The sequence below is a fragment of the Novosphingobium guangzhouense genome, from assembly GCF_002896965.1.
GTDB classification, from domain to species: domain Bacteria; phylum Pseudomonadota; class Alphaproteobacteria; order Sphingomonadales; family Sphingomonadaceae; genus Novosphingobium; species Novosphingobium guangzhouense.
Genome location: NZ_LYMM01000002.1, coordinates 313,448 through 337,188, shown reverse-complemented (window position 1 = coordinate 337,188; position 23,741 = coordinate 313,448). Strand labels below are relative to the sequence as shown.

The 23,741-nt window shown below is 64.5% G+C and carries 21 protein-coding genes; 13 read left to right on the top strand and 8 right to left on the bottom strand.

The features are described 5' to 3' along the window. The first annotated feature begins 8 nt into the window (after positions 1 to 8). The 7 genes from A8V01_RS03155 (at position 9) to A8V01_RS03125 (ending at position 7,180) form a co-directional block, all read left to right on the top strand. Positions 9 to 1,439, top strand: a complete 1,431-nt coding sequence (locus tag A8V01_RS03155; RefSeq protein WP_103094492.1) for an aromatic ring-hydroxylating oxygenase subunit alpha — start codon at positions 9 to 11, stop codon at positions 1,437 to 1,439. Next, positions 1,436 to 2,206, top strand: a complete 771-nt coding sequence (locus A8V01_RS03150) for an SDR family NAD(P)-dependent oxidoreductase (RefSeq protein ID WP_103094491.1) — start codon at positions 1,436 to 1,438, stop codon at positions 2,204 to 2,206. Before A8V01_RS03155 ends, A8V01_RS03150 begins: the two co-directional genes overlap by 4 nt. Further along, the gene (locus A8V01_RS03145) at positions 2,203 to 3,363 is read left to right on the top strand and encodes a CaiB/BaiF CoA transferase family protein (RefSeq protein WP_103094490.1); all 1,161 of its coding nucleotides are present in this window, start codon (positions 2,203 to 2,205) and stop codon (positions 3,361 to 3,363) included. The genes A8V01_RS03150 and A8V01_RS03145 overlap by 4 nt, the downstream gene beginning before the upstream one ends. Further along, on the top strand, positions 3,356 to 4,558 hold the full coding sequence (locus A8V01_RS03140) for a CaiB/BaiF CoA transferase family protein (RefSeq protein WP_103094489.1): 1,203 nt from the start codon (positions 3,356 to 3,358) through the stop codon (positions 4,556 to 4,558). Before A8V01_RS03145 ends, A8V01_RS03140 begins: the two co-directional genes overlap by 8 nt. Positions 4,559 to 4,580: 22 nt before the next feature. Continuing rightward, the gene (locus A8V01_RS03135; protein WP_103094488.1) at positions 4,581 to 5,501 is read left to right on the top strand and encodes a TIGR03619 family F420-dependent LLM class oxidoreductase; all 921 of its coding nucleotides are present in this window, start codon (positions 4,581 to 4,583) and stop codon (positions 5,499 to 5,501) included. A gap of 111 nt (positions 5,502 to 5,612) precedes the next feature. Beyond that, on the top strand, positions 5,613 to 6,017 hold the full coding sequence (locus A8V01_RS03130; protein WP_103094487.1) for a Zn-ribbon domain-containing OB-fold protein: 405 nt from the start codon (positions 5,613 to 5,615) through the stop codon (positions 6,015 to 6,017). Continuing rightward, positions 6,017 to 7,180, top strand: coding sequence for a thiolase family protein (locus tag A8V01_RS03125; protein WP_103094486.1), 1,164 nt, complete (start codon positions 6,017 to 6,019; stop codon positions 7,178 to 7,180). The genes A8V01_RS03130 and A8V01_RS03125 overlap by 1 nt, the downstream gene beginning before the upstream one ends. 92 nt (positions 7,181 to 7,272) lie before the next feature. On the opposite strand, the gene A8V01_RS03120 is transcribed toward A8V01_RS03125, so the two are convergent. Continuing rightward, complete coding sequence (locus tag A8V01_RS03120) at positions 7,273 to 8,460, bottom strand: acyltransferase family protein (RefSeq protein WP_103094485.1); 1,188 nt, start codon at positions 8,458 to 8,460, stop codon at positions 7,273 to 7,275. Between the two features lie 209 nt (positions 8,461 to 8,669). Here A8V01_RS03120 and A8V01_RS03115 point away from each other — a divergent pair, with 209 nt between their 5' ends. After that, entirely contained in the window at positions 8,670 to 9,608 is a 939-nt protein-coding gene (locus tag A8V01_RS03115; RefSeq protein WP_103094484.1) for a substrate-binding domain-containing protein, read from the top strand. Here A8V01_RS03115 and A8V01_RS03110 read toward each other — a convergent pair. Together A8V01_RS03110 and A8V01_RS03105 are read right to left on the bottom strand one after the other, a co-directional pair. Then, on the bottom strand, positions 9,591 to 10,850 hold the full coding sequence (locus tag A8V01_RS03110; protein ID WP_146037165.1) for an MFS transporter: 1,260 nt from the start codon (positions 10,848 to 10,850) through the stop codon (positions 9,591 to 9,593). The two genes, A8V01_RS03115 and A8V01_RS03110, sit on opposite strands and share 18 nt — an antisense overlap. 109 nt (positions 10,851 to 10,959) lie before the next feature. Further along, a complete protein-coding gene (locus A8V01_RS03105) occupies positions 10,960 to 11,445 on the bottom strand; it encodes a VOC family protein (RefSeq protein ID WP_103094482.1) in 486 nt (161 codons plus the stop codon). A gap of 183 nt (positions 11,446 to 11,628) precedes the next feature. Between A8V01_RS03105 and A8V01_RS03100 the strand changes: the two genes are divergently transcribed. After that, entirely contained in the window at positions 11,629 to 12,540 is a 912-nt protein-coding gene (locus A8V01_RS03100; protein WP_103094556.1) for a GGDEF domain-containing protein, read from the top strand. A 16-nt stretch (positions 12,541 to 12,556) separates the two neighbouring features. Here A8V01_RS03100 and A8V01_RS03095 read toward each other — a convergent pair whose 3' ends face one another. Continuing rightward, entirely contained in the window at positions 12,557 to 13,333 is a 777-nt protein-coding gene (locus A8V01_RS03095; RefSeq protein WP_103094481.1) for an SDR family NAD(P)-dependent oxidoreductase, read from the bottom strand. Positions 13,334 to 13,478: 145 nt separating this feature from the next. On the opposite strand from A8V01_RS03095, the gene A8V01_RS03090 reads away from it, so the two are divergent. Beyond that, positions 13,479 to 14,732 carry a CaiB/BaiF CoA transferase family protein gene (locus A8V01_RS03090; protein ID WP_103094480.1) on the top strand — a complete coding sequence of 418 codons (1,254 nt, stop codon included), beginning with the start codon at positions 13,479 to 13,481 and terminating at the stop codon, positions 14,730 to 14,732. Between the two features lie 312 nt (positions 14,733 to 15,044). Then, positions 15,045 to 17,573 (top strand): TonB-dependent receptor, encoded by a 2,529-nt coding sequence (locus A8V01_RS03085; protein ID WP_103094479.1) that lies wholly within the window; start codon positions 15,045 to 15,047, stop codon positions 17,571 to 17,573. A gap of 52 nt (positions 17,574 to 17,625) precedes the next feature. Here the strand turns inward: A8V01_RS03085 and A8V01_RS03080 are convergent, their stop codons facing one another. Next, on the bottom strand, positions 17,626 to 18,408 hold the full coding sequence (locus A8V01_RS03080; RefSeq protein WP_103094478.1) for an enoyl-CoA hydratase-related protein: 783 nt from the start codon (positions 18,406 to 18,408) through the stop codon (positions 17,626 to 17,628). 23 nt (positions 18,409 to 18,431) lie between these two features. Further along, positions 18,432 to 19,412: an NAD(P)H-dependent flavin oxidoreductase gene (locus A8V01_RS03075; protein WP_103094477.1), complete on the bottom strand. Its 981-nt coding sequence runs from the start codon at positions 19,410 to 19,412 to the stop codon at positions 18,432 to 18,434. A 181-nt stretch (positions 19,413 to 19,593) separates the two neighbouring features. On the opposite strand from A8V01_RS03075, the gene A8V01_RS03070 reads away from it, so the two are divergent. Continuing rightward, the gene (locus tag A8V01_RS03070; protein ID WP_103094476.1) at positions 19,594 to 20,769 is read left to right on the top strand and encodes an amidohydrolase family protein; all 1,176 of its coding nucleotides are present in this window, start codon (positions 19,594 to 19,596) and stop codon (positions 20,767 to 20,769) included. Positions 20,770 to 20,803: 34 nt separating this feature from the next. Here A8V01_RS03070 and A8V01_RS03065 read toward each other — a convergent pair whose 3' ends face one another. Continuing rightward, a complete protein-coding gene (locus A8V01_RS03065; RefSeq protein ID WP_245892287.1) occupies positions 20,804 to 21,391 on the bottom strand; it encodes a TetR family transcriptional regulator in 588 nt (195 codons plus the stop codon). Positions 21,392 to 21,570: 179 nt separating this feature from the next. Between A8V01_RS03065 and A8V01_RS03060 the strand changes: the two genes are divergently transcribed. Further along, on the top strand, positions 21,571 to 22,482 hold the full coding sequence (locus A8V01_RS03060; RefSeq protein WP_245892285.1) for a M48 family metalloprotease: 912 nt from the start codon (positions 21,571 to 21,573) through the stop codon (positions 22,480 to 22,482). A gap of 10 nt (positions 22,483 to 22,492) precedes the next feature. On the opposite strand, the gene A8V01_RS03055 is transcribed toward A8V01_RS03060, so the two are convergent. Then, entirely contained in the window at positions 22,493 to 23,740 is a 1,248-nt protein-coding gene (locus A8V01_RS03055; protein WP_103094473.1) for an RsmB/NOP family class I SAM-dependent RNA methyltransferase, read from the bottom strand. Position 23,741: the final 1 nt, after the last annotated feature.

Genomic DNA, 23,741 nt, shown 5'->3' with positions numbered 1-23,741 from the left:
AAAAGCCCATGAACGTCGAAACCGGCATGTTGCAGCCCGGCCAGGCACGCTGCCCGGCCGAAACCACGCAGGAAATCATCGCCCGCGACAAGGTCTGCGCGCCCCGATGGGCCGCCAGCGAAAGCTACGAATACCTTGGCAGCGAGGACATATCCAGGGACCGCTACATCGACCCTGCCTTCGCGACGGCGGAATTCGAACGCATGTGGACACGCACCTGGCAGATGGCCTGCCGCGAGGATCACATCCCGGAAAGCGGCGACTATTACGTCTACGACATCGGGCCTTACTCCTTCATCGTCGCCCGCGATGACGAAGGCAGCATCCACGCCCATTTCAACGCCTGCCTCCATCGCGGCACCAAGTTGAAACCGTCTGCAACCGCGGGCTATGCGATGGACCTCAAGTGCCCGTTCCACGGCTGGACCTGGAACCTCGACGGATCGCTTCGCCAGATCCCCGAGAAGTGGGATTTCGCGCACACCGCACATCGCAGGAACTGCCTGCCGCAAGCCCGTGTGGAACTGCTGGGCGGCTTCGTGTGGATCAACATGGACCCGGATGCTCCGGGTCTTGCGGACTACCTCGGGCCGGAGATCATGGCGCACATGGCTGCGTGGAAGCTGCAAGACCGCTACATCTACCTCCATGTCCAGAAGAGCTATCCGGCCAACTGGAAGCTGACGATGGAGGCTTTCATGGAAGCCTACCACGTCGGCGACACGCACCCGCAAGTCGCCCCCGCAAACGGCGACGTCAATTCGCAGTACGACGTTTACGGCGCTCACGTGAACCGCTTCATCTCGACCCTGGGCGTTGTCAGTCCCAAGCTGCGGGAAAAATATTCGGAACAGGACATCATCGCCAACTTCACGCTGGGCGACAGTTCCTCGCTGGGCAGTTCGCGTCCCGAACTGAAGGAAGGCGAACGCGCGCGGCAGGTCATGGCGGACATGTTCCGCGACATGTTCGAGGCTGCGACCAACACCGATCTTTCGGCGGTTTCCGACACCGAACTGCTCGACACCTACAGCTACACCTTCTTCCCCAACCTCTTCCTGTTTCCCGGCATCTCGCTGCCCATGATCTATCGCTTCCGTCCGGATGCGAAGGACCATCGGCGCACCATTTACGAAGTCATGTTCATGCGCCCCAAACCGCGCGACGGCAGCCCGGTGGAAACGGCCGAGGTCCAGGTACTGCAGGATCATCAGTCTTTCGCAGAAGCCGAAGGTATGGACCCCGGCTTCGGCGTGATACTCGATCAGGATACGGACAACCTTCATGCGCAGCAGGAAGGGCTGGAAGCCTCCGCCAAGCCGGGCCTGACGCTGGGCGACTATCAGGAAATCCGCATCCGGCACTTCGAACTGGCGATCGACAAATACCTCGCGATGCCACCCAAACTGCCGGACTGGACGGCGCTGCAACGCAAGTGAACTTTCCGCTGCACGGCCGCACCACGCTTATCGCGGGAGCATCGTCGGGGATCGGCGCAGGCTTTGCGCGGACCATCGCAGCTGCGGGCGGCCGTGTAGTGCTGGGTGCCCGCAGGCTCGAACGCTCGCTGGCGCTGGCGACAGAGATCGGAGAACGCGCCCTTGCTGTGCCGCTCGACGTCACCGATGAGGCCAGCGTCATCGCCGCCTTCGACATGGCCGAGGCGCACTTCGGCACGATCCATGGCATCGTCGCCAACGCCGGTGTGGGCACCGGAGGCCGGGCCACGGATGTGCCCACACCGGGCCTGTCGAGCGTGGTCGATACCAATCTGGTCGGCAGCTACCTCGTCGCGCGTGAAGGTGCGCGGCGCCTGATCGCCAGCGGCAGCGGCAGCGGTGAACACAATCAGCAACCCGGCGGCAGGATCGTGCTCATCGGCTCGATCACCGCGCAGCAGAACGGCAGCGGAGACGCGATGTATGCCGCCACGAAGGCGGCGCTCGCTCACCTTGGACGACAGTTCGCACGCGAATGGATACGGCAGGGGATCAATGTCAATACGATCCAGCCCGGCTGGATTCCTTCCGAAATCAACGCCGAATGGTTCGCCGGCGAGCGTGGCCAATCCGACATCGCGGGCCTGCATCGACGCCGCCTGCTGGCGTCCGACGCGCTCGATCCGATGCTGCTCTACCTGCTGTCCGATGCCTCCGCGCAAGTGACCGGCGCCACGTTCACCATCGATGATGGACAATCGCTATGACTACCGACACCCCCCGCGCCCTTGCGGGCATCACCGTCGTCGAAACCGCCGAGCGGGTCAGCGGCGAATATACCGGCAAGCTGCTGGCAGACCTGGGCGCGCAGGTCATCAAGGTAGAGCGCCCCGGCGGAGCCCCCACCCGCGCCATGGGCCCGTTCCACAAGGGTGAAAGCACACTGTTCGCATACCTGAATGCCAACAAGCAGTCGGTCATCCTCGATCTTGGCGATGCAGGAGAACGAGCCTTGCTGGATCGCCTGCTCCAGCGCGCGCACGCCCTTGTCGACGACCACGACGATGGCTGGTTGCAGGCCACCGGGCTAACGCCGGAGAACGTAGCGGAAGATCATCCGGCGCTCGTCCACGCCCTTGTCACCCCGTTCGGTCAGGGCGCCCCTGCGCGGCTGCAGTACATGCGGCCCATCAATGTCATCAACGCAGGCGGCTGGGCCTATCACAGCCCCAGTGAAACCGCACCTGACCGCCCTCCGCTCAAAGGCGCTGGCCGATTCCTTTCCGACTATGAAGCCGGCATCGATGCCGCTCTGTGCACGATGGCCTCGATCCTGCGGCTGCGCCGAACCGGCAACGGCCAGTTCATCGACATCTCGGAGGTCGAAGTGCAGATCAACCGCATCGACGCCGTACTCGGCCGCATGCTGGCCGGAGAAGCCGAACCCAGCGACGCGCGCACTGCCTACGATATGGGCGGCCCCGGCGCATCCTTCGCCTGCGTGGACGGGCATGTCTTCCTGTTCATGACCACGCGCCTGCACTGGAAGGCCCTCTGCACACTGATGGGCAATCCCCCCTGGACCGTCGATTTCCGGGAAGACTGGCTGGAATTCGACTGTACCCCGGACAACGTCGCCCGCTTTCGCAGACACTTTACCGCATGGATCGCGCAGCACCCCAAACTGCCGACAACCGAAGCCGCGCAGAAGGCCGGCGTGGCGATGGTCCCCGTCAACACCGCCGACGACCTTCCTCGCCATCCGCAGTTCGTCGAACGCGGCTTCTTTCAGCAGGCTGAGCATCCAGCGTTCGGCCCGGTAGAGTACCCAGGCGCCTGTTACCGGATGAGCGCCACGCCGGTACGCGTGCGCACGCCCGCACCTTCCCCCGGCGCGGATCAGCAGGAGGTCAGCCATGCGTGACAGGGGCGGTCCGCTCAACGGCATCCGCGTGGTCGAGCTTACCAAAGTCTGGGCCGGGCCTTATGCGGGCAAGCTCCTCGCCCATCTGGGAGCGGAGGTCATCAAGATCGAAAGCCGCTCGAACCTTGACGAGATGCGCGCCTATGGCGGCGTGGACATCGATGCTGCACCGTATTTCCTGTCGATCAATCAGGAAGTCCTCTCCGTTCAGGTCAACATGAAGACCGCAGAGGGGCTGGATCTGGTCAAGCGGATGATCGCTACCGCCGATATCCTGATCGACAATATCCGCCCCGGCGCGATGGAGCGCTCGGGCCTTGATTACGAAAGCCTGCGGGCCATCAAGCCGGATCTCATCCAGTGTTCGATCAAGATGTGGGGCAGTGACGGGCCGCTGGGCTACCAGACCGGCTATGCGCCCTGCTTCGCTGCGCTTTCCGGGCTGACGGCGCTCGTCGGATATGAGGACGAGCCTCCGGGGGGCATGAACATCCGCTACGGCGATTCGACCGCAGGCGCCTGCGCCGCGCTTGCCTGTGTTGCCGCGCTCCATCACCGCGAAAGCACCGGAGAAGGCCAGTTCATCGACCTTTCCGCCGTGGAGACGATGACAAGTCTTGTGGGCGACAGCCTCTTCGCCGCGAACGTTACGGGCGCGGTCCCCACGTCAGACGGCAACTTCCACCCGCAGATGTCTCCGCACGGCGCTTACCCCTGCGCCGGGGGGGGCTGGACAAGCATCGCCGTGGCGAACGAGGCGGAATGGCAGGCCCTTTGCAGCACGCTGGATGCCCCTGCACTGGCCGTCGATCCACGCTTCATCACTCTTGCCGCGCGGCTGACCAACCGCCATGCGCTGGACACTGAAATCGGCATGCTGACGGCTGGTCATGATGCGGCAGAACTGGCTGAAAAGCTTGGAAATGCGGGCGTCCCCGCGTTCAAATCGATGAGTTCCCTGGACCTTGCGACCGATGCCTTCCTCTGGGACCGCGAAGCCTATCGCATGGTCTCGGATCATCGCAACGGCACCCGCCCGATCATCGGTCCGTCATGGCGGATCAGCCCTGACCCGCCCCTCGTAGAGCGCGGCGCTCCGTTGCTGGGCGAGCACAATGCCTGCATCTATCGTGATCTTCTGGGATTGCGGGAAACCGAAATCGACGATCTGATCGCACGCAAGGTGATCGATTAGATAACTGATCGGGGGGAGCATCATGAAACTGGGCTTCGCGATGCCGCACATGCTGCGGCTCAAGGCGACTATGCAGCCGTGGGAAACACAGGTGACCGGCGCCGACCAGACCCGCCTTGCGAAATGGGCGGAAAAGCTGGGTTTCGAGATGATCGCCGTTCCCGAACATCACGTCATTCCCCGAAGCCATGTCGACCTTTCCGGCCCGTTCTACTTCAATGCCTATACCGCCATGGCCTATATCGCGGGCGCCACCGAGCGAGTCCGTGTCAATTCGTGCATCGCGATCCTGCCCGCGCAGCATCCGATCGTCACGGCCAAGGCGCTTTCGACGATGGACTGGCTTTCCAGCGGCCGGGTGACGATCACGTTCGCGGTGGGCTGGCTGGAGGAAGAATTCGCCCTGCTTGGCGTGCCGTTCCATGAACGCGGCGCGATGGCGGAAGAATACATTCAGGCCATCATTGCCCTGTGGACTGAGGAAGAACCTGAATTCGAAGGACAATATGTGTCCTTCCGCGATGTCGCGTTCGAACCCAAGCCGGTCCAGAAACCGCACATTCCGATCTGGTTCGGGGGCGACGCCAATCCCGTCCTCAGGCGCGTGTCCCGCTATGCGCAAGGCTGGTGGCCATTCCTGACCAAGCCCGAGGACATTCCCGCGCGGATCGACTTCATCCGCTCTCAACCCGACTACAACGGCCAGCTGGCAGACGTGTACTATGGCATGTCCACCAGCCGCGTCGGGGAGGGGCATACGGTTATCGACGATCCTACCGCCCGCCCCGGCCAGACGAAGCAGGAGATCATCGATCGCCTCGGCCATCTTAATTCTCTTGGAATTACATGGAGTTCCGTCCCTATCCCGGCGCTCCCCTCGATCGCTGCCTATTACGACTATACCCAGTGGATCGCCGAGGAGATCATGCCCGCCGTGCGCTGAGCAAGCGTCGCCGCGATGCCTTGGACTACTGCCTTGACCTGGCGGCCCTCGACGGCACTTAACGGCACCCAAAGGGTACACAAACATACCAGACCCTGCGGAGAGCGAGTCATGAGCCCACCCAGACCCAAGCCCAAGCTGGATCAGGAGAACACCGCGTTCTGGACCGGCGGCTCCGAAGGCAAGCTGAAGATCGTCCATTGCGCCGACTGCGGGCAATATACCCATCCGCCGCGCGTGCTGTGCCGCCACTGCCAGTCGGAAAACATCACCGCCAAGGCGGTCGCGGGAACGGGCGTGATCGATACCTTCACGATCAACCACCAGCCCTGGGCCAAGGATCTGGAGGTGCCCTTCGTGATCGCCCGCGTCGCGCTCGATGGCGTGCCGGGTGTCTACCTGACCACCAACATCGTCGGCTGTCCGGTGGAGGCGGTGGCGTTCGGCGATCCGGTGCGCGTCGTCTTCGAAGAGCAGGACGGCATTTTCTATCCCTTGTTCGAGAAGGTGGCCTGATGGCGCGCGAAGCCTACATCACCGGCGTCGGCCAGTCCGAAGTGGGCGTGCGCCTGCCGCGCCATCCGCTGCTGCTGACCCTGGACGCCGCGAAGGAGGCGATCGCGGAGGCGGGCCTGACCTTCGGGCAGATCGACGGGGTCTTCTCCTTCCCCGGCAAAAGCCCCGGCTACCTTGCCTTCTCCCCCGTCGGCACCGACGAAGTGATCGAAGCGCTGGGCATAAAGTCGAAATGGCAGATGGGCGGGCTTGAACAGCCTGCGCAGCTTTCCGCGATCGGCATGGCCGCATGGGCGGTGCAGCAGGGCATCTGCCGCCATGTGCTGTGCTTTCGCACCGTCTACGAGGCGGGCGGCATGGCAGACCCCGCCACCTACATGGGCGCGCGGCCCGATACCGTGTCCGGGGCATCGCAGTGGACCAGTCCGTTCTGGGCAACTTCGGCCGCCTGCTGGACCGCACAGTACGCCGCGCGCCACGTCCACAAATACGGCCTTACCCGCGAGCAACTGGGCCAGATCGCCATCAACGGGTCGAAGAACGCCATGCTCAATCCCCGCGCGAAGGCGATCACCAAAGACGAACTGACGCTGGACAAGTACATGTCGGCGCGGATGATCTCGACACCGCTGTGCCTCTATGATTGCGACCGGTTTTCCGATGCCTCTACCGTGGTGATCGTGTCGGCCGGGGACGCGCTTGACGAAGTGAAGTGCGAACCGATCCGCATCGCCGCGATGTCCGGGTCGGTCGATCGCTATTCGTGGGATCAGGTCGAATGGCCCGCCGCCTACGATGCGGGGCCAGACTTGTGGCGGCACACCGACTACACCGTGGACGATGTCGACACCGCGCAGTTCTATGATGGTTTTGCCTTCCTGCCGATCACCTGGCTGGAGGGCCTGGGCTTCTGCGAAAAGGGCGAAGGCGGGCGCTTCATCGAAGGCGGAACGCGGATCGCGCGCGACGGGCAATTGCCGCTCAATACCGCGGGGGGTCAGCTGGGCGCGGGGCGGCTCCACGGTTTCGGCTTCGCCCATGAGGCGGTGACGCAATTGCGCGGCAATGCGGGCGAGCGGCAAATTCCCGGCAACCCGAAAGTGGCCGTAGCGACTTCGGGCGGCGGCCCGCTGGCAGCGGCGCTGCTGCTGGCAAAGGATTAGAAGGCAAACTTATAGAAAGCTCCGGCCTCGCGGGCTCTCCTTCCTGCGGGGCCGGGGATGCGCAAAACGGCGCAGACCTTGCGCGCCGTGCCTTACGCCACCGTCGGCGGTGCCACGCTTGCCTTCACCCGCTTCACCGGTTTGGCGCGCTTCAGGCCGATCAGCGGGCGCAGCGGCCCCACCTCGCGCCCAACGAGGTAGAACAGCCAGGATCCAACCGCCACGGTGATGCACAGGGTCAGGAATTCCGGGAGAGCCGTCAGACCCTTGTCACGCAGCCAGTAGCTGACCAGCACCATGACCGTCTGGTGCGCGATGAACACCGGGAACACCGCTTCTACCAAAGTGCCGCGCCAGCGCCCGTCGCGGTTCCAGAACCGGTCGGCAATGCCGAACAGCGCGATCACCGTGCCCCAGCACTGCACGGCCTTGGCGAAGTCCAGCGGCTCCATCCACGCGCGCGGGGTGCGCACATTGCCGGGGAAGTACCACGCCTCGACCACCACGAAGGCATAGCCAGCCAGCCCGACCAGCAGCGCCCATTTCCACTGCCGCGCGATCGCGCCGCGCACCGCCTCAGAGCCGCGCAGCAGATAGCCGAACAGGAACATGCCGCCGTAATGGAGGTGCGCACAAAGGTCCGTCAGCAGGTTGTGCGTATCGGTCCAGCCGTCTCCGGGCGCGCGCACGGCGTAGATGGCAAAACAGCCGAACGGCAGCATCCACGGCCCTGCCAGCACCTTCTGCGCCGCCCCGGTCAGCCCCGTGCGCCAGCGCGAAGGCATCGCCATCAGCGCCAGACACAACGCAATCGTGTAGGCCAGCAGGTAGATCACGAACCACAAATGCATGATCGCGGGCAGGTTTTCGTACATCACGCGGCGGAAACTGAACGCGTCATGGAACAGGAAATAGCCGTAGCCGTGCGTGTAGCCGGTATTGAGCAGACCCATGTAGGGCTGGGGTGGCACAATCACCGTCAGGCCGAACAGCAGCGGGATGCCCAGCCGCAGCAATCGGCTCTTGAGGAAAGCCCCGGCATTGCGTTCCCGCGAAAACAGCGCCGCGCTGGCATAGCCGGAAATCGCGAAGAGCAGCGCCAGCCGCCATGCGCTCAGCCCCAGAAGCGGAATTTCCGCCCACCACACCACACCGCGCGTCGGGGTCTGATAGCCCCAGGGCGTGAACGAAAAACCGACATGGTAGAATATCAGCATCACGAAAGCGCCGATGCGCAGCCAATCCATTCCATAGTGGCGCTGGCTGGGGGCGGGGTTCATCGCAATCCGTCATGTCTTCGGCCCGCCACGCGGGTCAGGGGCGGCCCAAGCACGGGGGCCTTACAACTTTGAGCGCTCATTAGGCGGGTTGTAACCTCTCTGCAATCGCCCGGTTGTAATAGAGGGTAACCGCAAGCCCGCGCGGTTTTCCATCGATTTCGGAGCCAACTGCGGTTGGTCGCGCGCGCACCAGCACCGATGATCGCGCAATGACATCCCCCGAAGCACCCGTCTCCACGCGCGGGCCGCGCGCGCACAAGGCCACTGCGATCGAACGGGCGGGCTATCTGCCGGAACGGCGCGCCAGACCGCGGCCCGCCGAAACTGCGCCCGGCGCTACGCCTGCTGCAGCCAGCGCCGTCATCCTGCTGGTCCACGATGGCCACGAACAGGGCCTGCGCGAAACCGTGGAACGCGGCATTGCCGCCGCGCTGGCCGATGGAACCCACCTCCCGGCCGCGCTCTTCCTGCCACCCGACGATGCAGTGGCCACGCTGGCCGGGGTGATCGAACGGCATCGTCCCTCGGGCATCGTGCTGATGCCTCCCCTCTCTGCCCGGCAGGACCTTGCCGATTTGTGCCTGCGCATGCGGACCCGCTGTATCCGGCTGGGCACGGAACCCGCATTGTCCTGCGATGAACGCGGCGCGGCGGCGCTGGCAGTCGGCAGGCTTGTAGCGCTGGGCCATGCGCGGATCGGACTTGTCGCCGGGCCGGAAACCTCGGTCAACGCCCGGCAGCGCGAATTGGGCTACCTCGATGCCATGGCCGAACACGGGCTGGACCGTGGACCCGCGCTGATAGTGCCGGGGGACGACAGTTTCGATTCCGGCATCGCGGCCGGCCGCCTGCTGCTGGAAATCAGCCCTCGCCCCACCGCTATCCTTGCCGCGAACGACGCCATGGCCGCCGGCGTGCTTCAGGCCGCCGCGCAAGCCGGAGTGCCAGTGCCCGCGGCGCTGTCCGTGCTGGGCTTCGATGATACCCCGCTCGCCCGCTGTCTGCTGCCCCCGCTCGCTTCGGTACGATTGCCATGGGATCGTATGGCTTTCGAAGGGGCGCGGCGATTGCTGGGCGCAACCGGCCCCTCGCTCGGCCCGTTCGAAGTCGAAGTCGTCGAACGCGGATCGCTAGGCCCCGCCGCCTGAACTTTCGCCGCGCTTCCAGTCCGGATAAGGCGGCAGGCCCAGCAGCAGCCACGCGCTTGCCAGCGTCAGGATTACGCCGGCCCACAGGCCCGGCACGTAGCTGTGCCAGGTATCGAAGATCCAGCCGCCCAACACCGGCCCCAGCCCTGACCCCGCCGCGATCAGGCTGGCCATCAGGCCAAAGATGGTGCCGAACTGGCGCATCCCGGTATAGGCCGCCGTCAGATAACCGACGAGTTGCAGCTTGGTCCCGCTGGCGTAACCGTTGATCACCAGCCCGCCGACCACGACCCACGCCGGGGCTTGCGGCACCAGCAGCGCGATGAACGTCACCACCGACGCCCCGATCGTCAGCCCCCCGACCCAGCGCGCCGGATAGCGATCCAGCAGCGCGCCCGTGATCAGCTTTCCGGCGATTCCCGCCAGCCCCGCCGGTAGCGAGGCGAGCGCCGCCGTCTGCGCGCTGAACCCGGAACCAGTCAGGATACGGAACTGGTGGACTACAAGCCCGATGGTGACGGTCATGACCATGAATGTCGATGCCGCAACGCGCAGGACGGCAGGGTCGCGCAGCGCCTCACGCACGGTCAGCCCCGGTACGTCCAGCAGCGGCCCGCCGGACGATCCCCGCGCCGCACGGCTGATCTCGTAGCCGTCCTTCAGCCACAGCGCGCAGAGCATGATCGCCAGCGTCCCCCAGCCCGCCGCCAGCCACACGAAGGCCATACGCCAGCCGTAAAGGCGGATCAGGTACTCGGTTATGAGCGGCGTAAACGCCTGCGCCAGCGCCGCGCCCGACAGCACAAGCCCCAGCGCCATACCGCGCCCGGCATCGAAAGTGCTGTTGGCCGACGCGGTCCAGACCGTCGACTTGGTCATCAGAGCGGCCACCGAATAGACCGTCCAGACCGCAAACCACTGCCACACCGAGCCATTCAGCAAGCTGAGCGAGGCGATCACCAGCGCCAGCAGCACAAGCCCCGGCAAGGCCATACGGCGCACGCCCCACTTGTCGATGAATATCCCGAAAAGCGGTGAGAACAGGAACGTCAGCAGCGCCACGATCGATACCCCGGACGATGCGAGCGCGATGCTCCAGCCGAATTCGCGGCTGATCGGGCCGATGAACAGGCCGGTGGCAGCAGTGATCACCGAAGTGAACGAAAAGCCGATCCCCGCCGCCAGCACCATGCGCCAGTGGCGGGCGAATTCCTGCCGTGCCGTCAGTGTCTCGGCGCCCAAGGCCCTGTCTCCCCTCGTGCCGGCTTCGCGGCTTTGGCAGGCAGTCTGCCTGCGGTGGATCACGCAGGCAAACGCCTCCGCACCGACGTCGCCGCGGCGATGTTTCCGGTCATGTCACCGCCGACCTCTCATCCAGTTCTTCCAGCGTGAAGCCATTGCGCGCCACACATTGCTGCACCTCGATCACGTTGCCTTCCGGGTCATAGCCGTAAAGCGTCTTCACATGGCCGACGTCGACGAAATCGCGGCCATTAAACGTCATACCGCAGGCTTTTAGGTGCGCGATGTCCGCCTCGATATCGGTCACGTCTATGCACATGTGCGTGTAGCCCCGATCGTTAGGACGCAGCGGACGATCGAGATCGGACGGCGGCGCGGCATATTCGAACATCTCGACGTAACAGGTGCCCGCCCGCAACATGCAGCCTTTCGCCGCCGACCCCGGCAGATCGACGATGTGGTCCATCACCGGCTCCGCCGCCCAGCCGAACCCGTCTTCGTCCACCGGCTCGAAGCCCAGCGCTTCGCAGTAGAAGCGCTTCATCCGCGCAAGATCGCGGCAATTCATGCCGATGTGATGGATGCCGCGGATCATGACGCTCTCCCGTTCCCTGCCGGGCCCGGACTATCCGCAACGCGCACGGCCATGACAACGCCGGATGCTTGACCCTGAAGGAGCAGTGTCCGCAAATATCAGCTTCGTTAGCAAACGATTCACTATAGGTATTTAAACGGTTGTGGGTCCATTGGGCGGATGGATGGCGCAAAGGGGCCAGACTTGCATCTCCAGACCGACCGGCATCGTACTGCCATCCGACCGCTGACCGACGGCCACCTCGTATCGCAGGCGGCAGCGCTCGTGGGTCTTAGCGCGTGGAGCTGTGACCTTGCGAGCGAACAGCTGCAATGGACAGACGGCGTCTTCGACATCTTCGGCCTGGCCCGCGATACCCATTTCGAACGCCGCGACACCGTGGCGCTCTATTGCGAGGAATCGCGCGAGATCATGCTGCGCCTGCGCGCGCAGGCGATCGAGACTTGTTCAGGCTTTTCCATGGAGGCGCAGATCCGCCAGCCGGGCGGCGATATCCGCTGGCTGCGCCTTGCCGCCAATACGCGTATGGAAAACGGTCGCGCGGTGCAGCTTTACGGCATGAAGCAGGATATCACGCAGGAACGCCTGCGCTGGGAGCAGTTGCGTCATCTGGCCGAGAACGACCCGCTAACCGGCCTTGGCAACCGCGCCCGCTTCCAGTCCGAATTCCTTGACCTGCCCACCGGGTCGGACCGGCTTGCCCGGATCGGCGCGCTGGCGATGTTCGACCTCAACGACTTCAAGGGCATCAACGACCGCTGGGGCCATGCGGCCGGGGACGCATGCATCGCGCGTTTCGGCGAACGGCTGGCGGGCGCCTTTCCCGGCGCGCGCCTCATCGCCCGGATCGGCGGCGATGAATTCGCGGCGTTGCTGCCCGCCAGCGTTCCCGCGACGGCGCTGGAGGCCGTCGTGCGCCGCCGCATCAACCGTCTTGTGACACGGGTGGAATGGCAGGGCACGCTGATCCCGATCGGCGTCAGCGCCGGGCTGGCCTTCACCTGCGGATCGCCGGCGGCCACATTTGCTGCAGCCGATGCTGCACTTTATGCTGCAAAGCGCAGCGGCCGCAACGTGCTGCGCGTGGCCGCCTGAGCGCAAGCCGGAAAGGTTATTCCGGCTCGACCCAGGTGGTGCGGGTAACACGCGGAGACAGATACTTTGTCGCCGTCCAGCCGCCATCGACCACGATCGACTGGCCGTTGATCATCTCGCTTCCCGGCAGGCACAGGAAAGCGATGACCGAAGCCACATCCTGCGGCTGGGCAAGGCGCGGGTATGGCGTGGTTTCCACGTTGGCGCGCTTGAAACCTTCGTCCTCGAAGCGGTGGCGGACCATGTCGGTCATCGTTACGCCGGGGGCAACGCAGTTGGACCGGATGCCGCGCGGGCCATATTCGCAGGCCATGTGCTCCGTCAGCGACTTGAGACCGCCTTTGGCCGCTGAATAGGCGCCGCCGCGCCGCCCGCCGATATGAGCGAAAGTGCTGGTCACGTTGACCACGCTGGCACCTTCCTGCAGGTGCGGGATGACATCGCGACACAGGCGGAACGGCGCTACCAGCATGACGTCAAGGAATCCGTCGAGGGTTTCGTCGTCCGTCTCGTCCAGCGGCTTGGGACTGCCCACTCCTGCGTTGTTCACCAGCGCATCGATGCGCCCGAAGCGGGCCAGAGCCTGATCGACGATGGCGCGCGGCGCAGCCGGATCGGTCACGTCCGCGCTGATCGCCAGCACCTGTTCCGGGTTGCCGATCGCCGCTTCCAGCGCCGCCAGCTTTTCCTTCGAGCGCCCCACGCCGACGATCGCGAAACCTTCCGCGTGCAGGATCTTCGCGGTTTCAAGGCCGATGCCGCTGCCTGCACCCGTGATGATCGCTACCTTCACCTCTGACGTCCTCCACCGTTGGAACGCCCTGTTAGCCCTGCCCCCGCCGCCCGTCGAACCGCCGGGGCGGTATTGCCTGCCCCCGCCTTGCCCCGGTGCCGCACGAGGCTAGGCAGAACGCTCATCAAGCGAGCGAACGAATATCATGAGCACTCCCACAGCCGCCCCGAAAGCCGCTCTCGAAGGCATCCGCGTCATCGACATGAGCCGCGTCTTCGCAGCCCCCGTGGGCGCGCAGATCCTGGGCGATCTGGGAGCGGACGTAATCAAGGTGGAGCGGCCCGGCGTGGGTGACGACGGGCGCGGCTACGGCTTTTCGTGGGTGCCCGGCAAGGACGGGATCGAGACGCGCCATTCCAGCTTCTTCACCGTATCCAACCGCAACAAGCGCTCCATCACGCTGAACCATTCCAAGCCTGAAGGACAGGCGATCCTGCGCGATCTGGTGAAGAGCGCCGACGTGCTGATCGAGAATTACAAGGTCGGCGACCTGAAGCGCTTCGGCCTCGATTACGAAAGCCTGCGCGCGATCAATCCCGGCCTGATATACTGCTCTGTCACCGGCTTCGGGCAGACCGGGCCGATGGCGGCGCTGCCGGGCTATGATGGGCTGTTCCAGGCTACCGGCGGAATGATGGCAGTGACCGGCATTCCCGAAGGCCAGCCCGGCAGTGGGCCGCTAAAGACCGGGCCAAGCCTTGTCGACTTCGTCACCGGTCACAACACCGCGCTCGCCATTCTGGGCGCGCTGATGCACCGCAACCGTACCGGCGAAGGGCAGTATATCGACATCGCCCTGCTCGACAGTTCGGTCGCCATGGTCAGCCATATCATGCAGGATTACCTGATCAGCGGAAACGCCCCGCCGCGTCTCGGCAACGGCGGCAATGGCGGCGGCCCCGCAGATCTGATCCATTGCGCGGACGGCATCATCTACCTGACTGCCGGCACCGACGAACACTGGCGCCGCCTGACGGTGCTGATGGAGCAGCCGGAACTCAACGCCGACCCGCGCTTCGACTCCAACCTCAAGCGGGGCAAGACCAACCGGGCGGAACTGATGGACATCATCAACGGCTGGAGCCGCCGCTTCCCCGTGGCCGAAGTGCAGGCCATGCTCGACGGGGCAGGCATCCCGGCCGCGCGCTACAACGAACTGGCCGACGTCTGGGAAGACCCGCAGGTGCAGCATCGCGGGCTGCGCGAAACGACACCGCACGCATGGGCCGAAAGCGGCTCTGTCGATCTTATCGCCAGCCCTCTGGCGAAGATGTCCGCCAGCCCCGCGACGATCCGCATGGCCCCGCCGATGCTGGGCGAACATACCGACGAGATCCTTTCGGAACTCGGCTACGATGAAGCGCAGATGGCGGCGCTGCGCGCAGCAAAGGTCGTCTGACAGGAAGGGCGAGCCGCTTTTTCGGTCCGACCAGCCGGCAGCTGGCGGTCAAAAGACGTCACCATTTGGGGACACGTCCGGCAGAATTCCCCCCTGCGATATGATGACGCGATTCGCGAACGCGCCGTCAAACCGATAAAGTTACGGAAAAACAATCGGATGCCTGAACCGGCCGGACCAGTTCCCACTCCGGTCTAACCGATCAACTCCCCTTGCCGAGCAACGATCGCGCAATACGGTATCGCGAGAACGACGTTTCCAATTCGACTCAGGTCGCAGCGGATCGAAGGCGTCGTCAGGGAGAGAACAATCATGAACACAATGCACCTGCGTGCCGTGCTCTGCGCCTCGACCGCGCTAGGCTTCGCGGCTCCTGCGCTTGCCCAGAGCAATAGCCAGCCCGTGATCGGCGCGAACGACATCGTCGTCACTGCCCGCCGTGCCGAGGAACGTCTGCAGGACGTGCCGATCTCGATCACGGTGTTTAACCAGGAGCAACTCTCCCAGCGCAATGTGGTCAACGCCAATGATCTGGCGACGTATACGCCGTCGCTGTCTTCCAACACCAACTTCGGCACCGAGAACACGACTTTCGCGATCCGCGGCTTTGCGCAGGACATCGGCACATTGCCATCGGTGGGCACGTACTTTGCCGAGGTGGTGACCCCGCGCGGTGCGTCCAACGGCCTGCCCACCGGCGATGGCGTGCTGCCGGGCAGCTTCTTCGACCTGCAGAACGTGCAGGTACTCAAAGGCCCGCAGGGCACGCTTTTCGGGCGCAACACCACGGGCGGTGCGGTGCTGCTGGTGCCGCAGCGGCCAACGGACCTGCTGGAAGGCTATGTCGAAGGGTCTATCGGCAACTACGACATGCGCCGCGTCCAGGCCGCTATCAACCTGCCGCTGTCGGACACCTTCAAGGTGCGCCTTTCGGGCGACCGCATGGTGCGTGACGGCTACCTGAAGAACCAGAGCGGCATCGGCCCCAGGGATTTCAACGATGTGGACTACACGTCGCTGCGCCTCAGCGTCGTCGCCGATCTGACGCCGGATCTCGAAAACTACCTTGTGGCATCGTACATCCATTCGGATACGCACGGTCCGATCACCAAGCTGGTCGCGGTCGACCCGTCTGAAGGACTGGGCGGTCTGTTCGCAGGCCAGATGACGCAGCAGGGCACCGGCTTCTACAACGTCATCAACCCGCTGGCGACGTCGTACAGCAAGATTACCCAGTGGCAGGTGATCAACACCACGACCTGGCGCGCGTCGGACCAGCTTACTGTCAAGAACATCGCCAGCTACGCCGAATACAAGCAGGACATGAACGCACCCGAATTCGGCGTCATGGCGACGATCGATTTCAACGCCCTGACTGGCGGGCAGCTGCCGATCGGTACGTACAACTTGCCCTTCACCCAGATATCACCGCCGCCCGGCCTCAAGACCGCAGACCAGTACACCTTCACGGACGAAATCCAGCTTCAGGGAAAGTCCAGCGACGGCAAGCTGAACTGGCAGATCGGCGGCTATGCCGAGATCAGCCGGCCGCTGGGCACGGCGGGCAGCCAGTCGCCCTTCCTTGCATCCTGCACCGATCAGGGCGCGCAGTTCCAGTGTAACGACCCGATCGGTTTCCTGAGCTATCTGGGTGCGCTCAGCGCCGGCGCCGACCCGGCGACGCTGCCACCGATCCACGTCGGCTCGGTCAACTACACCGTGGGGCGCACCTACTTCCAGGACTTCGGCGTGTATGCGCAGGCGACTTATGCGCTGACCGAAAGGCTCAAACTGACCGGCGGCATCCGCTATACCTGGGACAAGCAGCGCAACACCAGCCTGCGCCAGACCTATACGCTTGCCTATCCCCCCGGCTACGGTCCCTTCCCCAGCCTGCCCGGATCGCCCAATCCACGCTGCACCGATCCGACATCGACCGACGCCGGCTGCGTGGTGACGCTGCGGCAAAGTTCGGACAAGCCGACCTGGCTGATCGATCTCGACTACAACTTCACGCCGGATGCGATGGCCTATGCCAAGTACGCGCGCGGCTACCGCGCCGCCACGATCGCGCCAAACGTGTCGGCACCACTCAACCTCGTCGATGCAGAGCGCGTGGACAGCTACGAAGTCGGCTTCAAGAGCAGCTTCCACGGCGCGATCCCTGCCACGTTCAATCTCGCCGCGTTCTACAACGATTTCCAGAACCAGCAGCTGCAGGTCGGCTTCAACGCCGTGCAGGGCAGCGGGCAGGCGTCCACCGCAGCGCCGGTCAATGCCGGCAAGTCGGAAATCTACGGGTTGGAAGCGGAGGCTTCGATCACCCCCTTCACCGGGCTGTCGCTTTCGGGCAGTTACACCTACCTTCACACCGAGATCAAATCGGTGCCGGAAAGCCTCCTGACTTATACCGACCCCAACTTCACGCTGGCCGCCCCGTTCGAGGTGGGCGACCCCGAAGTGCTGTCACCCAAGCATAAGTTCACGATCTCTGGTCGCTACACGCTGCCGCTGGACGACAGCATCGGGCGCATCTCGTTCGGAGCGGACTATACTTATCGCACCAAGATGCTGGTCAACTACATCGACCGCGAAAACCCCAATCCCGCTATCGCCGCATTCAGCACGCTGCCATCGCTGGGGCTGCTCAACCTCAACTTCGGATGGGAGCGGATCGCCGGATCGCCGGTGGACCTGACCTTGTTCGCAACCAACGTGACCAAGGAAAAGTATTACACCTATGCTGCCGGACTGGGTTCCGAGGAAGTCGGCTTCGAAACCGCATCGGTCGGCGAACCGCGCATGTACGGTATGCGGCTGAAGGTAAACTTCGGCGGATGAACAAGGTGAAGGCATCGCCCCGGACCCGATCCGGGACGATGCCATCGCACCCTCAACACCCCTTGAAGGCCGGCTTGCGCTTTTCGAGGAAGGAATTGACGCCTTCAAGGAAGTCTTCGGTGCGACCGGCTTCGCGCTGACCGCGTCGTTCGGCCTGCAGTGCGGTTTCAAGGCTGGAATCCAGCGCATCCCACGCCATGCGCTTGATCAGGCCGAGCGAGCGCGGGCCGGTGGCCAGCCGCTTTGCCAGCTTCATGGCTTCTGCATCAAGCTCTTCCTCGGGCACCACCTTGGTTGCAAGACCCCAGTCGAGCGCGGTTGCGGCATCGACCTTCTCGCCCAGCAGCATCATCTGCATGGCCCGCACCCGGCCCACCGCCTGCGCCAGCAGATAGGTAGCGCCGCCATCGGGCACGAGGCCAACGTGGCAGAAGGCGCAGAAGAAATACGAGCCTTCCGCCATCAGCACCACGTCACCCGCCGCCGCCAGCCCTGCGCCGAAGCCCGCTGCCGGGCCGCGAATGGCCGTGACGACGGGCTGCTCCATCGTCTTGATCTGCATGATCACGGGGTTGAACGCCCGGTCGAGCTGCCCGCCGATATCGCGCATGGGGTCTGTCAGCATGTCCTGCGCGGCCGAAAGGTTCGCACCGGAACAGAACGCCTTGCCCTCCCCCGTCAGCAGCACCGCGCGGGCATCGCGCGCGGCGATGTCCAGGGCATCGACCATCTCAAGCCCCATCGCCTCGGTCACGCCGTTCATCGTCTTGGGATCGTTAAGGGAAATGCGCGCGACGCCGTCCTCCAGCGTGTAGAGGATGTGCTCGTAACTCATGGAATCTCCCTCTCTCGGTACGATCAGGCGAGCATGCCGCCAAGGCGTTCCTTCACGATTGCCTCGGCATCGCCAACGATCCTTTCGATCAGTTCCTTGCAGGTGGGCACGTCATGGATCAAGCCCTGCACCATCCCGGCCCAGAATATCCCCTTGGTCAGATCGCCACTCTGCAACAGTTCGCGCCCCACCGCACCTGCCACCAGATGACGGATATCGTCGAACGTCGCGTCCGGTCGCTGCGAAATGGTCACCACTTCGTCCGACACGTCGTTCTTGCCGACACGGGCGGTATTCTTGAATTTGCGGAAGATCAGGTTCGTGCCGCGCTCGTCGTTCTCAACGTACTTGGCCTTCACATTGTCGTGGATCGGGGCTTCTTTCGTCGCGCAGAAGCGGGTGCCCATGTTGATACCCTCTGCCCCCAGCGCCAGCGCCGCGACCAACCCGCGTCCGTCACCGATGCCGCCCGACGCCAGCATGGGGATTTTCACCTTGTCCGCCGCCGAAGGGATCAGGATCAGGCCGGGAATATCGTCCTCCCCCGGATGCCCGGCGCATTCGAACCCGTCGATCGAGATGATATCGCAGCCGTGCTTCTCGGCGGAAAGCGCATGGCGCACGGCGGTGCATTTGTGGAGCACGGTGACGCCGTGGGGCTTCACCATTTCCCAGATTTCGCGGACTTGCTGCGTGCCTGCCGTCTCCACGATCTTCACGCCCCCGTCGATCACCGCCTGCGCATAGGCCTTGTAATCGGGCGGCAGGATCGTGGGCAGCACGGTGATGTTCACCGCGAACGGCTTGTCCGTCATCGACCGGCAGCGCTCGATCTCTTCGCGCAGGGCTTCGGGGCTGGGCTGGGTCAGCGCGGTCAGCGTGCCAAGGCCGCCCGCGTTCGACACCGCGCTTGCCAGTTCGGCATAGCCCACGCCCTGCATGCCGCCCTGGACGATCGGATGTTCGATGCCGAGCATCTCGGTAACGCGGGTCTTGAATGGCATGGCGGTCACGACTCCTCTTGCTGGATCGCACCGGGGCTATGGCATGGCGCGCGGCCCTTCAAGCAGGGCGGACTGCCCTGAACGCCAGAGCGCTTGTCCATCGCGGCAGCGAAATAGCAAGCGCTTGCTACATAAATTGAGAGGCGTATGATCGCGGGTAAGCAGACAAGGGAGAATCGCCATGGCCACCGCCGCTCTGGCACGACCGCAGGACCGTATCGAGGAACTGGGCATCAAGCTGATCAGCGCCGACAACCACATCAACGAACCGCGCAATCTCTTCCTCGACCGGTTCCCCGCGCATCTGAAGGACAAGGCCCCGCGCGTGATCGAGGGACGCGACGGCGGCGAAGGGTGGAGCATCGACGGCACCCCGCCCAAACGCACCTACGGCCTTGAATGCATGGCGGGCTTCGACAAAAGCGAATACCGCATGTCGGGCCTGCGCCATGCCGATCTGCGTCGCGGCAACTACGAAGGCGCAGCGCATCTGGCGGATATGGATATCGACGGCGTCTGGGCCTCTGTCACGTATCCGGGTTTCAGCCCCTCGTTCTACACGCACCCGGACAAGGAAGTCGCCGCAGCCGGTTTCGTAGCCTACAACGACTGGATCCTGGACGATTTCCAGTCTGCCGATCCCAGCCGCCTGTGCGGGCTTGCCATCAACCCCACGGAACTGGGCATCGATCACGCCGTCGCCGAGATGCGCCGCTGTGCCAGAAAGGGCGCGCGGGCGATGTACATTCCGGGCAATCCGACCATCCCCTACAACCACCCCACGCACTATCACCCTGTCTGGCAGGCGGCGGACGAACTGGGGCTGACGCTGTGCATGCACCGCAACCACGGCGGTCCGCCCGATGCAACCGACTGGGACCGGCTGCAGGAAGACAAGGTCTCAATCGGCGGGATCGTGACGCGCTATTTCTCTTGTCTGAAGCCCTTCTCGTACCTGATCTTCGCGGGGATCTTCGATCTTTACCCCAACCTCAAGATGGTCGGCGCCGAGGTGGACTGCGGCTGGGCGCCGTTCTGGGTCCAGACCATGGAGCATCACTGGGACATCCAGAAATCGTGGTTCCCCGTAAAGCTCAAGCACTCGCCTACAGAGTTCATCGGCCGCAACGTCTTCACCACCAACGTCGACGATTACTGCGGCTACCAGATGATCCAGACCGGGTTGTGGCCCTGGCTGGCAAACATGACGATGTTCTCGTCCGACTATCCGCACTCCGCCACGATCTGGCCCCACTCACGCGACGTGGCGCTGAAGATGACGGCCGATCTGACCGCGCAGGACACGCGCACGACGCTGTCGGAGAATGCGGCGCGGGTGTTCGGGTTCAGCATCTGATCCCGCCGCCTGAGCAACTTCGGAGAGGAAACGGCTATACCGGGCCGTTGGCCTCGATCCCCTGGATCACGAAGGCGGCGATGGCGTCCCTGATCTGTGTCTCGGACGCCATGCCGGGCGGGAACAGCCAGTCACGGAACATCAGGTTCGCCAGCACCGCCGCGAAAGACACGCGCACCATCAGCTCAGGGGCGATGCGCGAGGCATCGCCAACACGCGCATGGCTCATCGCCTCGCCCTTGCGGAAGTAGGCCTGCAGCCCGTCCAGCGCCTCGATCCCGCCGGTGGCCTCTGGCGAATAGGCATTCGCGACCGCGAGAGAGAGGAACATCTTCGAGTGGCTCGCCATGAAATCGAGAAGTTCGCCGATATAGGCCCGAGCCACGTCTCTTCCCTCGGACACATCCATCCCGGCTCCGGCAGTGCGGGCCTGAAAGTCCGCGAAATGGCGATTGAGCGGAGTGAAGATCGCCGCATGGAACAGCGCCTGCTTGCTTTCGTGAAACCGGAATATCTGCGCTTCCGTCACTTCGGCCCGGCGGGCGATCGCGGCCGTCGTCGCGCCAGCGTAGCCGCAGGCTTCGAACTCCTCGGCGGCGGCTTCAAGGATGCGGTCGGCCACCTCCTCGGAGGAACGGCGACGGCGCCTTTGCGGGACTGCGGGTTTCGGGTCGGAGCTGGCCAATCTTTCCTGCCGGTTTCGTTCGCGTAACGGGATATGTCGGGTACGGCGCACGCCATTGAAACCCTTGCGCCCGACCCTAGATTCGCGGGGAGAAACGCTCAAGGAGACAATTGAAAGTGAACGGAATGAAGACGGCCATGCTGCTGGCGGCGCTGACGGCGCTGTTCATGGGGCTGGGCTACATGTTCGGCGGCACCGGCGGCGCCGTGATCGCGCTGGTCGTGGCGGCGGGCATGAACCTGTTCACCTTCTGGAACGCCGACAGCATCGTGCTTAAAATGCACAACGCTCGCGAAGTCGGCCCGGATAGCGAATTTCACCGGCTCGTCGCCGAACTGGCGCAGCGTGCGCAACTGCCGATGCCGCGTGTCTACGTGATCGACACCGATGCACCCAACGCCTTCGCCACCGGCCGCGACCCCGAACATGCCGCCGTCGCCGCAACCACGGGCCTGCTCAACATGCTCAGCCGTGATGAAGTGGCCGGCGTGATGGCGCATGAACTGGGCCACGTAAAGAACCGCGACACGCTGGTCATGACGATGGTGGCCACGATTGCGGGCGCGATCTCGATGATCGCCAATTTCGGCATGTTCTTCGGCCACATGGGCAATTCGGAGGATCGCCCGAACCCGATGGCCGCCATTGCCGCGATGGTCATGGCCCCGTTCGCCGCGATGATCGTGCAGATGGCCATCAGCCGCACCCGCGAATACGGCGCGGACAAGGCGGGTGCAGAGATCAGCGGCAACCCGCGCGCGTTGGCATCGGCGCTGCAGAAGATCGCCGGGCCTGCCGCCCATCTGCGTAACCCGACGGTAGAGCGCAACCCGGCGGCGGCGCAGCTCTACATCGTGCCCTCTTCGGTGTCGGACCTGTTCTCCACCCATCCAGCCACCGAAAAACGCATCGCCGCGCTGATGGCGATGGACGGCGGCGCGATGCCGCCCCGCGCTCAGCCGCGCCCCGCCATGACGTCAGTGCCGCGCAGCGCCGGACGGTCCGCTCTCGATCCGAACCGGCGTTAAGACCGGAAACCTAGGGCTTCACCCAGCGGGCGATGAAGAAGCCGTCGAGGCCGCCCGCTTCGGCAAGCATCCCCGGATCGGTGCGCAGCCACCCTTCGCCGGTCGGCGCCAGTCCCTCGGGCAGTTCATCGGCAGTGATGGGGGCCAGCGTCAGCCCTTCGACCTCGGCGGCGCGATCTTCACCTTCTTCCTGCTCCAGCGAACAGACGGCGTAGACCAGCGTGCCACCCGGCTTGAGCCACTGCGCGGCACGGGCCAGCATGCGCTGCTGCACTTCGGCCAACTCTGCGATCTGGCGCGGTCCGATGCGGTGAAGCACGTCAGGATGGCGGCGCGACGTGCCGGTGGCCGTGCATGGCGCATCGAGCAGGATCGCATCGAACTCCTCTTCCGGCTCCCACGCAAAGGCATCAGCCAGAACGACTTCGGCCTCCAGCGAGGTACGCGCCAGATTCTCGCGCAGCCGCTCCAGCCGCCGCTTGGCATTGTCGAGCGCGGTCACCTTCCAGCCGGCGGCGGCCAGTTGCATGGTCTTGCCGCCGGGCGCGGCGCACAAATCCAGCACACGCCTGCCCTCACCGCCACTCTTGCCGGCATCCAGCATTCGCGCGGGCAGGCTGGCCGCCAGATCCTGCACCCACCACGCGCCGTCGCGGAACCCTTCAAGATGCTCCACCGCGATCCCGCGTGGCAGGCGCACATGTCCGGGCATGAGCGAGACGCCGCCAAGGCGCTCTGCCCATTCGGCGGTCGCTTCGGCATCTCTCAGCGCCAGATCGAGCGGCGGCGGCACCGCAAGACCGGCCGCGATCGCCTCGGCCCGCGCGCCCCAGCGTTCCATCACCGGTTCGGGAAGGGTCGGGACTTCGGGCAGCGTCACTTCACGCTTGGTCAGCGTAGAGAATACACCGTGCGCCAGACGGCGCGGGCCGCCCATCAGCAGCGGCAACCCGGTGGCGATGACGGCATGTGCAGGCGTTTCCAGCCGCAAAACCTGCGCCAGCATGATCTGCAGCACCGCGCGCGCCTTCGCATCGTCGGCCAGCGGCAGGCGGGTGGCGGAATCGATCAGCGCATCCAGGTCGGTGCGCCAGCGCAGCGCCTCTGCGGCGATGGCGCGGGCAAGCGCGCGGTCGGCGTCGCCCTTGATGCGGGCGAGCGCGGAGCCGCCGGCCTGGTCGAGCGTCTCGCCCCTGCGCAACACGGCATCGATAAGGTTTAGCGCGGCACGGCGCGCGGGCAATCCGGGAATGTCCATG